At 71.2% G+C, this 12003-nt stretch carries 10 protein-coding genes; all 10 read right to left on the bottom strand.

Going from position 1 to position 12003, the window contains the following annotated elements; translation table 11 throughout:
• Positions 1 to 39: 39 nt before the first annotated feature.
• Positions 40 to 1674 carry a GMC family oxidoreductase gene (locus A3862_RS05300; protein WP_111473409.1) on the bottom strand — a complete coding sequence of 545 codons (1635 nt, stop codon included), beginning with the start codon at positions 1672 to 1674 and terminating at the stop codon, positions 40 to 42.
• Between the two features lie 21 nt (positions 1675 to 1695).
• A complete protein-coding gene (locus A3862_RS05295) occupies positions 1696 to 2505 on the bottom strand; it encodes a shikimate dehydrogenase family protein (RefSeq protein WP_164706344.1) in 810 nt (269 codons plus the stop codon).
• A 40-nt stretch (positions 2506 to 2545) separates the two neighbouring features.
• Positions 2546 to 3352, bottom strand: coding sequence for a 3-oxoacyl-ACP reductase FabG (gene fabG, locus A3862_RS05290; RefSeq protein WP_111473407.1), 807 nt, complete (start codon positions 3350 to 3352; stop codon positions 2546 to 2548).
• A gap of 1 nt (position 3353) precedes the next feature.
• Complete coding sequence (locus A3862_RS05285) at positions 3354 to 4058, bottom strand: ABC transporter ATP-binding protein (RefSeq protein ID WP_020091696.1); 705 nt, start codon at positions 4056 to 4058, stop codon at positions 3354 to 3356.
• Positions 4045 to 5874 (bottom strand): branched-chain amino acid ABC transporter ATP-binding protein/permease, encoded by a 1830-nt coding sequence (locus A3862_RS05280; protein ID WP_111473406.1) that lies wholly within the window; start codon positions 5872 to 5874, stop codon positions 4045 to 4047. Before A3862_RS05280 ends, A3862_RS05285 begins: the two co-directional genes overlap by 14 nt.
• A gap of 11 nt (positions 5875 to 5885) precedes the next feature.
• Complete coding sequence (locus A3862_RS05275) at positions 5886 to 6773, bottom strand: branched-chain amino acid ABC transporter permease (RefSeq protein ID WP_111473405.1); 888 nt, start codon at positions 6771 to 6773, stop codon at positions 5886 to 5888.
• Between the two features lie 56 nt (positions 6774 to 6829).
• Entirely contained in the window at positions 6830 to 8050 is a 1221-nt protein-coding gene (locus A3862_RS05270) for an ABC transporter substrate-binding protein (protein ID WP_111473404.1), read from the bottom strand.
• Positions 8051 to 8117: 67 nt separating this feature from the next.
• Positions 8118 to 9845 carry an acetolactate synthase catalytic subunit gene (locus A3862_RS05265; protein ID WP_111473403.1) on the bottom strand — a complete coding sequence of 576 codons (1728 nt, stop codon included), beginning with the start codon at positions 9843 to 9845 and terminating at the stop codon, positions 8118 to 8120.
• Positions 9845 to 10861 carry an NAD(P)H-quinone oxidoreductase gene (locus A3862_RS05260; RefSeq protein WP_111473402.1) on the bottom strand — a complete coding sequence of 339 codons (1017 nt, stop codon included), beginning with the start codon at positions 10859 to 10861 and terminating at the stop codon, positions 9845 to 9847. Before A3862_RS05260 ends, A3862_RS05265 begins: the two co-directional genes overlap by 1 nt.
• A complete protein-coding gene (locus A3862_RS05255) occupies positions 10858 to 11916 on the bottom strand; it encodes a zinc-dependent alcohol dehydrogenase (protein WP_111473401.1) in 1059 nt (352 codons plus the stop codon). Before A3862_RS05255 ends, A3862_RS05260 begins: the two co-directional genes overlap by 4 nt.
• Between the last annotated feature and the right edge of the window lie 87 nt (positions 11917 to 12003).

Below are 12003 nucleotides of genomic sequence, written 5' to 3'. Positions count from 1 at the left end.
GCTGCGGCTCCCGGGCGGGCTCGCGATGGAGGGGGCTCCTCAGGCATCGGCGCGGATCAGGTCGGCCGCCTTCTCTGCGATCATGAAAACCGCGGCCTGAGTGTTCCCGGAGACGATGCGCGGCATGATCGAAGCATCCGCCACGCGCAAGCCCGCCACGCCGCGCACGCGCAGGTTCGGATCCGTGACCGACCCGGGATCGGCCCCCATCCGGCAGGTGCCGCAGATGTGGTAGATTGTCTGGCCGTCGCGGCGGGCGAAATCGAGCCAGTCTGCATCCGTCCGGCAGTCCGGGCCCGGGTTGAGCTCGGCCCCGCGGAAGCGATCCATTGGCGCCTGCTCGACGATGGACCGGGCGATCTTCATGCCCTCGACCATAGCCCGGCGGTCTTCCTCCGTGGCGAGGAAGTTCGGGCGGATAGCGGGGGGATCCAGCGGGTCGGGCGAGGCGGCGTGGATCGTGCCGCGCGATTCTGGCCGCAGTTGCGTGACGCCGATCGTCATGCCGGGCAGGCGATCAAGCTTGCGCTCGGCGGCGTTGGCGTAGCTCGCGTGCATGAAGAAGTACTGCACGTCGGGCCCGTCGAGCCCAGGCCGCGTGCGCACGAAACCGTGGGCGAGGCCGGTCCCGAGCGACAGGATCCCCCGCCGGGTCGCGAGGTAGCGCGCCGCCGCGACGCCGAGGCGGACACCGCGGGTCTGCTCGTTCAGCGTCACCGGCAGGCGCACACGCCAGTTCATGCGCGTGCAGTAATGGTCCATATAGTCGGCGCCGACGCCCGGGAGTGCGCGACGCACCGTGACGCCAAGACCGGAGAGGATCGCCGGATCACCGAGGCCAGACAGTTCCAGGATCTGCGGGGTCTGGGCCGCTCCCGCTGCGAGGATTACCTCCCCGCGGCAACGAAAGAGCCGCTCGCGCCCGCCGACCAGCGCAGCGACGCCGCTCGCCCGCTTCTGGTCGAAGGTAAGCCGCAGGACGTGCGCGTCCGTCACGACCGCGAGGTTGGCGCGCCCCAGCGCCGGTCGCAGATAGGCGTCGGCAGCGCTGACCCGCCGCCCGCGCCGCTGATTGACCTGGTAATAGCCGAAGCCGTCCTGGCTCGCCGCGTTATAGTCGGGATTGCGCGGATGCCCGGCCGCCTGCGCGGCGGCGATGAAGGCCTCCGCGATGGCCGGCCGCTCGGCGACTTCGGTGAGCGGCAGCGGGCCGCCGCGGGCGCGTAGCGGATCGGCCGCCCCGTCGTAATCCTCGAGCCTGCGGAAGTAGGGCAGCACGTCGGCGAAGCCCCAGCCGCGGCACCCGGCCTGCGCCCAGGCGTCGTAATCCTGCGGCTGCCCGCGCACGTAGATCATGCCGTTGATCAGCGTCGACCCGCCGAGTCCTCGGCCCCGCGGAACCGCGATCACGCGGCCGCCGGTCGCCTCCTCGGGTTCGGTCCGGAAGCGCCAGTTGTAGGACGGGTGCTGGAGCAGGCGGCTGAACCCGGCCGGGATCGCGACCCAGGGGCTGCGCGCCCGTCCCCCCGCCTCGAGGAGCAGCACCCGGCGCGTCCCGGACTCGGTCAGCCTGTTGGCCAGGACGCAGCCCGCCGTGCCGCCGCCCACGATCACGTAGTCGAAGTCACCCGCCTCGATTGCGTCGGTGCCGGTCGGTTCCAAGGTCTGCGCCATGGTTCGTCTCAAGATCCGGCCTCAGAGTGCGCCCATGTGACGAGCCATGAGGGCGATTTGACACTCCAGCATTGGCAGGCCCCTCTGGATACGGCAGCCCGCCGCCTGCGCCGCGGCGAGCAGCCGCGTCGTCTCCGGATCCATGATTGCCTCGGCGACGAACTGGCCGGCGTGGAGGGCGCCCAGGTCGAAGGGAGCGGCGTCCTGCGGGCGCATCCCGAGCGACGTGCCGTTGACGAGGAGGTCGTGCTCCGCCTGGGCGCTCTCGGCGGCGACCGCCAGCGTGGGATAGGCGGCGCGCAGGCGCTCCGCGAGCGCCCAGGCGCGGTCGGCGGTACGGTTCAGGATCGTCAGGCGGGCGACACCGGCCTCGGCGAGCGCGAAGGCGATGGCGCTCGCCGCACCGCCGGCCCCTGCCAGCGCCGCGCTCCGGCCGCGCGGCTCCAGGCCCGAGCCGCGCAGCGCCTCGACGAAGCCGATCCCGTCGAGCATCGTGCCGACCATGCGCCCGTCCGCCTCCCGCCGGACGCAGTTGACCGCCCCGATCTGCTCGGCTTCGCGGGTCAGCGCGTCGCACAAGCCGGTCATCGCCGTCTTGTGCGGGACCGTGGCGATGAAGCCGCCGAAATTGCGCAGGTGCCTCAGCCCGTCCATCACCGTGGCTAAGCCGTCCGCCGTCACGTGCAGCGGGACGAGCACGCCGTCCACGCCGTGGCGGGCGAAGAGCGCCCCCATCACCTCGGGCGCCTTCACGTGGTAGATCGGGTCCGCCAGGATTCCGTAGACCCGGGTCCGCCCGGTGATCCCGGGCGCGGTGACCGCACTGTTCATGGCCGTCCTCCCGTCCATCGCCTGTCCCGACCGCCCCGGCTCACGTCATGTACAGGCCGCCGGCCACGTCGACGGTCTGGCCCGTGACGAAGCTGGCCTCGGCGGAGGTCAGGTAGAGGGCCAGATCCGCGACTTCCTCGGGGGCGCCGAGCCGGCCCATCGGGGTCAGGCGCACCTGCTCGTCGTTGACGGCTCGGCCCACCGCCCGGACCATCGGGGTCTCGATGCGCCCCGGCGCGATCGCGTTGACGCGGATGCCGAACGGACCGAGCTCGGCCGCGAGGTGCTTGGTGAGCCCGATCAGCCCGGCCTTCGAGGCCGCGTAGTGGCAGGCGACGATCGGCGAGTGGGTCTTGCCCGCCACCGACGACATGTTGACGATCCAGCCGCGCCCGGCCGCGCACATCGCGGGCGTCAGCGCACGGACGGTGTTGAACGCCCCCGTCAGGTTGACCGCGACGACGCGGTTCCACTCCGCCGAGTCCATCTCCCAGACCCGGTGGGCCGCCCCGTCGTGCTTGGGCGAGATGCCGGCGTTGTTGATCACCGTGTCGAACGCGCCGCCCATCGCGGCGGCGGCCTCCGACAGGGCCGCCTCGACCGCCGCATAGTCGGCGACGTCGAGCCGCAGCGGCAGGGCGCGACCGGCTCCGCCCTCGATCGCCGCGACGGTCGCCGCGACGTCGTCCGCATTCACGTCGGCCACGCCCACCAGGGCGCCCCGCGCGCCGAACCCCTCCGCGATCGCCCGGCCGATCCCGCGGCCGGCCCCCGTGACGAGGACGCGCCGTCCGGCGTGGCTCGCGCGCCGGACGATCGCCTCGGGGTTCGTCTGCCGCTCGGTCATCTCAGATCCCCAGATAGGCGCGTCGGACGTGGTCGTTGTCGAGCAGGGCCGCGGACGCGTCGGCGAGGACGATCTCGCCGTTCTCCAGAACGTAGCCCCGGTCGGCCACCTGCAGCGTGTGGAACACGTTCTGCTCGACGATCAGGACGGTGGCGCCGGTCTTCACGATCCGGTCGACCACCGCGAAGACCTGCGCCACCACGATCGGCGCGAGGCCCAGCGAGGGCTCGTCGAACATCAGGAGCTTGGGACGGGCCATCATCCCGCGGGCGATGGCCACCATCTGCTGCTCGCCGCCCGAGAGGGAGCCGGCGTTCTGGTCGAGGCGCTCGCGCACCCGCGGGAACAGGTCGAGCACGTCCGCGAGCGTCTCCGACTGGCGCTCGCGCGCCGCGCGGCGGTAGGCGCCCATCAGCAGGTTCTCCCGCACCGTCATCTCGGGGAAGAGTTGGCGCCCCTCCGGGATCAGGGTGACGCCGCGCGCCACCATCTCGTGGCCCGATAGCCGGGTGACGTCCTCGTCCTCGAACAGGATCCGGCCGCGGGTGGGCTTCACTAGGCCCGCGATGGTCCGCAGCGTCGTCGTCTTGCCGGCCCCGTTCGCGCCGACGATCGTCACCACCTCGCCGGCGCGCACCTCCAGCGAGACGGCGTGCAGGATGCTGGTCGCGCCGTAACCGGCATCCACGCGCTCAAGCGTGAGCATGGGCGAAGTCCTTGCCGAGATACGCCTCGATCACGGCGGGGTCGCGCACCACGTCCTGCGGGCTGCCTTGGGCGATGATCTGCCCGGAACTCAGAACGATCACCCGGTCGGAGAGCGCCATCACCGCCTGCATGACATGCTCGATCGCGATGATGCTGACGCCGGTGTCGCGGATCGACAGCATCAGGTCGATGGCGCGGCGGACGTCGGTCTGGTTGATGCCGGCCATCACCTCGTCGAGGAGCAGCACCCGCGGCCGCATGGCCATCACGCGGGCGACCTCAAGCCGCTTGAGGCCGCCGATGGTGAGGCCCCGCGCCTCGCTCCCGAGCCATGGCGCGAGGCCCATGCGCTCGGCGGTCTCACGGGCCACTTCCCGCGCCTCCCGAACGTCGCGGTGGCGGTAGAAGGCACCGACCATGATGTTCTCCTCCACCGTCATGGCCGCGAAGGGCTGCACGATCTGGAAGGTCCGGCCGACGCCGAGCGCGGCGAAATCCGCCGGCCGGCCCGGGTTGTGCCACGTCCCGTCCGGCGCACGGACGCTCACCGCGCCGGAATCTGGCTTGAGGAAGCCCGAGATCATGTTGAAGACGGTGGTCTTGCCCGCGCCGTTCGGGCCGATCAGGCCGAGAATCTCGCCCTCCCGGAGGGTGAAGCCGACGTCGTTGGTCACGTGCAGGCCGCCGAAGTGCTTCTGCAGGCCCTCGACCCGCAGGACGGCTTCGCCGACCGGCGGCCGCTCCGCGGCGCGCGGCGTAGCCGGAACGGCCCCGGCCTGAACGCCGCGACCGCCCGCGCCGGCCCGCGCGAAGCGGGACACGAGGCCCATCAGCCCGTTCGGCAGGAACAGGACGACGAGCACCAGCACGAGACCGTAGACGAGGCCGTGCAAGCCCAGCGCCTTCGCGCCGAGCCAGCCGCGGGCCAACTCGGTGATCGGCACGAGGAGGAGCGCGCCGAGCAGCGGCCCGAACACCGTGCCGAGTCCGCCGATCAGCGCGAACATCGCGATCTGGATCGACAGGGTCAGCGAGAACATCGCCGCCGGCTCGATGAAGGTCAGGTACATGGCGTGGAAGGTGCCGACCATCGCGGTGAGCGCCCCCGACACCGCCACGGCGACGAGCCGCACCCGCACGGTGCGCACGCCCGCGGCGCGCGCGGCCGATTCCCGCTCGCGGGTGGCGACGAGGTAGAAGCCGATCCGGTGGCTGCGCATCCACCACGCGACCGCCAGGGTCAGCAGGAGGAGCCCGAAGGCGATGGCCAGCGGCGGCCAGCGATCCCGGAACACCATCCACGTCCAGCCGAACTTCAACGGGATCATCAGACCGGTGGCGCCGCCGGTCAGGTCCCGGAAATGCAGTGCCAGGACGCGGAAGACTTCGAGGAAGGCGATGGTCGCCAGCGAGAAGAACGGCCCGTGCAGCCGAAAGCACGGGTAACTGATCGCCAGCGCCACCAGCACGGCGAGGGCGGCGCCGGCCACCATGCCGATCCAGGGGCTGATCCCGGCGCCGACGAGCAGCATCCCGCAATAGGCGCCGAGGCCGTAGAAGATGCCGTGGCCGAGGGAGAGCTGGCCGGCGTAGCCGCCGACGATGTTCCAGGCGGTCGAGAGCGCGGCGAAGACGCAGATCGTGATGAAGACGTGGTAGATGAACGGGTTGCCGACCGCGACCGGCACGGCCACCAGGGCCGCGAGGACGAGCGCCAGCGCCGCGGCGCCCCGGCGCGGGAAGGCGGACGGTGCGGCGGACGGTGCGGCTGTCGGGGCCGCGGACGGTGCTGAAGCGAGCGGGATATCGGTCATCGCGGGCTCCCTCACGGCGAGACGTGGGACAGCCGGAGCTGCCGCCCGAAGAGGCCCGAGGGCTTCAGGATCAGGATCGCCAGGAACACGCCGAAGACCGCGACCTCGCGCATGTCGGCGCCGACGTAGAAGCCCGTGACGCTGTCGATCAGGCCGATCAGGATCGCCCCGACGAAGGCGCCGCGGATGGAGCCGAGGCCGCCGAGCACGACGACCACGAAGGCGATCAGCACGAAGTAGGTGCCGCTGTTGGGCGAGGTCGGGTAGAGCGGCGCGATCAGCACCGCCGCCACCCCGACGCAGGCCGCGCCGATGCCGAAGGTCAGGGCGTAGATCCGGTCGACGTCGATGCCCATCAGCTCGGCCGCCGCGCGGTTCTGGGCGACCGCCCGGATCGCCCGGCCTGTTCGCGTGCGCGCCAGGAACATCTGAAGCCCAGCAACAAGCACGATGGCCGTGCCGAGGATCACCACCTGCCCGAGCAGCACCCGGACCGGCCCGATTACCAGCGGCTGGCGCAGGCCAGACGGTGGCGTGTTGGCGATGTCGGCCCCGAAGACGAGGAGGGCGAGGTTGATCAGCACCGTCGATAGGCCGACCGTGGCGAAGATCTGGATGTGGTGGTCGCCCGCGGCGAGCAGCGGCTGGATCAGGAACCGCTGGGTCAGGGCGCCCAGCAGGAACAGGACCGGCACGACGAGGATCACCGCGGCGAAGGGGTGCAGCCCGAGCCCGGTGACCGCGAGATAGGTCAGGTACATCCCGACCATCAGGAACTCGCCGTGCGCGAAGTTGACGACCTTCACGATGCCGAAGATCAGGGTCAGCCCGACGCTGACGATCGCGAACAGGCCGCCGAGCATTACCCCGTTGGCGAGCACTTGGAGGAAGACGTCCATCCCCGATCTCCGTGGATCTGCGTGACGGCGACGCTGTTACCTTTGGAGACTCGCGGTTACTTGCGCATCTCCATGGGCGCGACGGCGGCGCTGTCGGGATAGACCGTGACGAGCTTGCCCCCCTGCCACTGCATGCCCATCATCGCGGCGCGCTCGTTCTGGTTGTTCTTGCCGAACTTGAACCCGTAGCCGACCGCGGTGACGCCGTCCTTCACGTCGATCCCCTGGGCCGCCTTGACGACGGTGTCGGGGCCAAAGCCCTTCGCCTTGCCGATGGCCTGAAGGATGAGCTTGGCCCCGACATAGTTGTTCAGGGAATGCCCGGAGCGGGGGGCGCTTGCGTACTTCTTCTGGTAGGCCGCGACGAAGTTCTCGATGCCGGGCGTGTACTTCGTGTTGACGAGATACTGAGTGAAGTCGGTGTCGAGCACGCCCTCGATGACCTTGTGCCCGACCGCGTCGGCGGTGGGCTGCATCGAGTAACCGCCGCCGCCGCCAATGATGGCGCCGGGCTTGAAGCCCGCCTCGTTGGCCTGCTGTAGGAACAGGACAGAGTCGTTCTGGTAGGACGTCTGGAGCAGGACGTCGATGCCGCGCCCCTTCAGGTCGAGGACGAGGGACGACATGTCGACCGTCGAGGCCGGGTAGCCCTGCGCGGTCACGACGTTGAGCTTGGCCTGGGCGGCGAACTTCTTCTGGAATCCCGCCACCGAGGTGCCGTAGCTCGAATCCTCGTAGATGATGCCGATCTTCAGGTCTTCGGGCTTCTTGCCCAGCCCGGCGGCGACCTTGTTGACGATCATCTCCACCGCGAGCTTGGCCATGTCTTCGGCCGTCGGGTTGGTGCGGTAGAGATACTGAAGGCCGCGCCCGGTCACCTCCTCGGCCACCGCGCCGAGCTCGAAATACGGGATGCCGGACAGCTCGGCCACCTGGCTCGCGGCGATCGAGCGGGCCGACGAGTAGGAGCCGAAGATCGCCACCACCTTCTCCAGGGAGATGAGGCGGCGCGCCTCGCCGATCGCCTGGTTGTTGTCGACCGCGTCGCCGCGGGCGAGCACCACCTTCTGCCCCTGGACGCCGCCCGCGGCGTTGATCTCGTCGACGGCGATCTCGACGCCGCGGGCGCTCTCCTCGCCCAGCAGCGCGAGCTGCCCGCTGAACGGGAAGAGCGCGCCGAACTTCACGTCGGCGGCCTGGGCCGTCGTCGGTCCCGCCGCCTGGGCCGCGGCGCCCAGCGCGAGGGCGGCGGCGAGTGCACGCACCAGAACTTTCATCGTTTCCTCCCGTGTCAATCGTCGACCCGGCACTTCACGCGCCTTCTCGTCGGGTCGGGCGGCGGCGTCAGTAAGCGAGGGCGTCCTTGCCCTCGAAGCTGGTTATCGGCGGGTAGGCGCGCTGGTCGGTGATCACGTCGATCACCGTGACGGCGCCGCCGGCGAGGGCATCGCGCAGCGCCGGCGCGAGGTCCGCGGGCCGCTCGACCCGCGTCCCGGCGCAGCCGCAGGCCCGCGCGATCGCGGCATGGTCCACCGCCTCGAAGTCGCAGACGTCGGTGAAGTCGCCGAACAGGCTCAGCTCCGCGTGCTTCTGGTAGCCGAGGATCTGGTTGTTCAGGACGACGACGATGACCGGGAGCCGCATGCGCCGCGCGGTCTCCAGCTCCGACCAGACGTGGCCGAAGCCGCCGTCGCCGGTCACGCAGATCACGGGCGCGTCGGGGCGGGCGGCCTTGGCGCCGAGGGCGAAGGGCAGACCCCAGCCGAGGCCCGCGATGCCGCGCGGCGTCAAGAAGCGCTGGCCGGCCTTCCGCGCCGTGAGGAAGTTGGCGATCCAGATCGAGGCGTAGCTCGCGTCGGCGACGACGACGGTCTCGGGCGTCGACACCGCGTCGATCTCGGCCATGATCCGCTCCGGCCGGATCGGCGTGGCGTCCATGTCGACGAGGCGGCCCATGTCGGCGGTGTGGGCCTCGCGGGCGCCGGCGATGGTGCCGGCGAGCGCCGCGCGGCGCCCCTCCAGCCCGGACAGATCGCGCTGCCGCAGGGCGTCGGCGAGGGCCGCCAGCGTCAGCTTGGCGTCGCCAACGAGGCGCAGGGATTCGTAGTTCCGGCCGACCTCGCCCCCGTCCACGTCGAGGTGGATGAAGCGGGCGCCCTCCGGATAGAGCGACCAGCTGTCGGTACCGTTCTGGTTGGTGCGGTTTCCGACCAGAAGGACGACGTCGGCCTCTGTGACCAGCGCGCGCAGATGGGACGAACGCGCCCGCGGCGCCATGAAGTACCCGGCGACGCCCACGGAGAGCGGGTCGGTCTCGGCGACGGCGCCCTTGCCCATCACCGTCGTGGCGACCGGCAGTCCGAGGGCCTGCAGTGTGGCGAGTTCCGTATAGGCGCCGGAGGAGTGGACGCCGCCGCCCGCGATGACCAGCGGACGCGTCGCCCCGGCGATCAGGTCGGCGGCCTGCGCGATCCGGGCCGGGTCGGCGACGGTGCGGTCGAGCGGGTAGGTGCCTAGGCTGGCCGAACGCCGCGGCGCGGCGGCCTCGAAATCGGGCCGCTCGTCGAGCAGGTCCAGGGGCACCAGCAGCACCGCCGGTCCGGGGCGCCCGGACGCCGCGGCCGCGAAGGCCATGTCGACGTAGTCGTCGATGCGCTCGGCGACCGCGACCCGGCGCACCCATTTGGCGACGCCCGCGAACAGCGCGAGGTGATCTAGTTCCTGGAAGGCGTTCCGGTCGGTGAAGCGGCGGTGGACATCCTGGACAATCGCCACCACCGGGATGGACGCTTTCAGGGCTTCCGCGAGGCCCGGCACCAGCAGCGTCGCGGCGGGACCGTTTTGGGCCGCGACCACCGCGACCCGGCCGGAGATCCGCGCGTAGGCGTCGGCCATCGCGGCGCCGGCATTCTCGGTGCGGTAGCCGATCTGGCGGATGCCGTGATGCGGCGCGGCTAGGAACAGGGCCGAGGGGATGCTCTGACCGAACACGTCGCGGACCCCGTGCCGGTGGAGCGCGGCCGCGAGGGCGTGGGCGCCGGTCATGTTGGCGCGCTCGGACATCTCGGACATCAGCGGCTCCCCTGCGCGGCGTCGCCCATCGACAGGACGATCTTCCCGATATGCTGACCCGCATCCATCCGGGCATGGGCCTCGGCGACCCGGTCGAACGGGAACACGGAATCGATCGGCGGCCGCGCCCGGCCCGCCGCGAGCAGTGGCAGGACGTGCTCGGCGAGGGCGTCGGCGAGGCCCGCCTTCAGGGGGACCGGACGGGCGCGCAGCGTCGAGCCTGTCAGCGTCACCCGCTTGATCAGGAGCGGCTGGAAATCGATTTCCGTTACCCGCGAACCCTGCTGGAACGCGATCTGCGCGATGCGCCCGTCGACCGCCACGGCGTCGAGATTGCGGGCGATGTACGAGCCGCCAACCATGTCGAGGATCACGTCGGGCCCGCTTCCGTCGGTGGCCGCCCGCGCCGCGGCGACGAAATCCTCCCGCCGGTAATTGATGGCGGCGTCCGCGCCGAGCTTGAGGCAGGCCGCGCACTTCTCCGGGGAACCCGCGGTGACGATCACCCGGGCGCCGCGGGCTTTCGCCAGCAGGATCGCCGTGGTGCCGATGCCCGAGGAGCCGCCATGGATGAGCAGGGTTTCGCCCGCCTTCAGCCGGGCGCGCTCGAACACGTTGCTCCAAACGGTGAAGTAGGTCTCAGGGATAGCGCCCGCCTCGACTGCTGGCAGGCCGTCCGGCACGGGCAGCGCAACCGCCTCGTCGACGACAGCCCATTCGGCGTAGGCGCCGCTGTGGACCAGCGCCATCACCCGGTCTCCTCGACGAAAGCGTCCGGCGCCGGGCCCGAGCACCTCCACGATCCCGGCGAGTTCGAGCCCGAGCACGTCGGAAGCGCCAGGCGGCGGGGGGTAGCGACCCTCGCGCTGCATCACGTCGGGGCGGTTGATGCCCGCGGCCTCCACGCGCACGAGCATCTGGCCCTGGCCCGGCTGGGGACGGGGGCGCTCGACGATCCGGAGGACCTCGGGACCGCCCTGTCCCGAGGCGATGACCGCTCGCATCCCGATGCTCATTGCCCCTCTCCCTGCGTCGCCGCCGCCTCCGGAAGAAGCAGCACCTTCATGGCTTGCCGGCTGCGCGCTAGGTCGAACGCGGCGCGGGCCTCGGCCAGGTGGCGTCGATGCGTGATCAGCCCTTCAAGGGTCCCGGCATGGGCAGCGAGAAGGCGGATCGCCTCGTCGAAAGCGCGCGCCGTCGTGTCGTGGGCCGCGCGTAACTGCTTCTTGCTGCGGACGAAGCCGGTCAGGTCGAGGTCGAGGGATCCGGAATGGATTCCAGCCACCACCAGCACGCCCCCCGAACGCAGCACGTCCAATCCCTCGACCACCGACCGGCCGGATCCCGTCGCCTCGATCACCCGGTCGGCCTCGCCGCCGAAAGCGTGACGGACTGCAGCGTTCAGGCTGCCTTCAGCGAGATCGGCCGTCTCACGGATGCCGATCCGGCGGGCGAGATCGAGGCGGGCGGCGTCGTCGAGGCCGGCAAGCAGCACGGCCGCGCCCCGGAGCTGCGCCACGAAGGCGATGCAGAGGCCGATCGGGCCCGGCCCGAGCACCGCCACACGGTCGCCCGGCTCCACCTGCGCCACGTCCACCGCGTTGACCGCGACCGCTAGCGGCTCGGCCAGGGCGGCGACGGCCAGTGGCACGCCATCGGGGAGACGGCGGCAATTCGCGGCCGGAACAACGACCTGTTCGGCGAAAGCCCCGTTGGCGTGCAGGCCGATGACCCGCCGGCCCTGGCAATCCTGTGGCCGGCCGGCGGAGCAGGCGGGGCAGCCGCCGCACGGCACCGTCGGCCAGCAGGTGACCCGGTCGCCGACAGCGAGAGAGGTCACGCCGTCGCCTACGGCTCGGACCGTACCGGCGAACTCGTGGCCGAGCGTGACCGGCATGAAGGCGGTCATGAAGCCGTAGCCCGGCGTCCACTCGAAGGCGTGAATGTCGCTGCCGCAGATGCCGGCCGCGGCAACCGCGATGGTGACGCGGCCTGCGCTCGGCTCGGGCGGTGCATCGACATGGGCGAGGTCCGCCCCGAAGGTGGCCGTCACCTTGCGCAACGCAAGCATTTCCGTCCCCTGTCTGCCGCCGAGCCTCGCGGCCCGGCAGCCCACGACGCAGTCTGGGCCGTCGACGCAGACTGTAATTTGTTATAA

It is taken from the genome of Methylobacterium sp. XJLW, assembly GCF_003254375.1.
GTDB classification, from domain to species: Bacteria; Pseudomonadota; Alphaproteobacteria; order Rhizobiales; family Beijerinckiaceae; genus Methylobacterium; species Methylobacterium fujisawaense.
The sequence above is the reverse complement of the archived record's forward strand: the minus strand, read 5'-3'. Positions and strand labels throughout refer to the sequence as shown.

Coding starts and splice junctions, on each gene's coding strand:
- A3862_RS05270 (WP_111473404.1), bottom strand. CDS start 8,050: ATGAAAGTTCTGGTGCGTGCACTCGCCGCCGCCCTCGCGCTGGGCGCC.
- A3862_RS05300 (WP_111473409.1), bottom strand. CDS start 1,674: ATGGCGCAGACCTTGGAACCGACCGGCACCGACGCAATCGAGGCGGGT.
- A3862_RS05275 (WP_111473405.1), bottom strand. CDS start 6,773: ATGGACGTCTTCCTCCAAGTGCTCGCCAACGGGGTAATGCTCGGCGGC.
- fabG (WP_111473407.1), bottom strand. CDS start 3,352: ATGACCGAGCGGCAGACGAACCCCGAGGCGATCGTCCGGCGCGCGAGC.
- A3862_RS05280 (WP_111473406.1), bottom strand. CDS start 5,874: ATGACCGATATCCCGCTCGCTTCAGCACCGTCCGCGGCCCCGACAGCC.
- A3862_RS05265 (WP_111473403.1), bottom strand. CDS start 9,845: ATGTCCGAGATGTCCGAGCGCGCCAACATGACCGGCGCCCACGCCCTC.
- A3862_RS05260 (WP_111473402.1), bottom strand. CDS start 10,861: ATGAGCATCGGGATGCGAGCGGTCATCGCCTCGGGACAGGGCGGTCCC.
- A3862_RS05255 (WP_111473401.1), bottom strand. CDS start 11,916: ATGCTTGCGTTGCGCAAGGTGACGGCCACCTTCGGGGCGGACCTCGCC.
- A3862_RS05295 (WP_164706344.1), bottom strand. CDS start 2,505: ATGAACAGTGCGGTCACCGCGCCCGGGATCACCGGGCGGACCCGGGTC.
- A3862_RS05285 (WP_020091696.1), bottom strand. CDS start 4,058: ATGCTCACGCTTGAGCGCGTGGATGCCGGTTACGGCGCGACCAGCATC.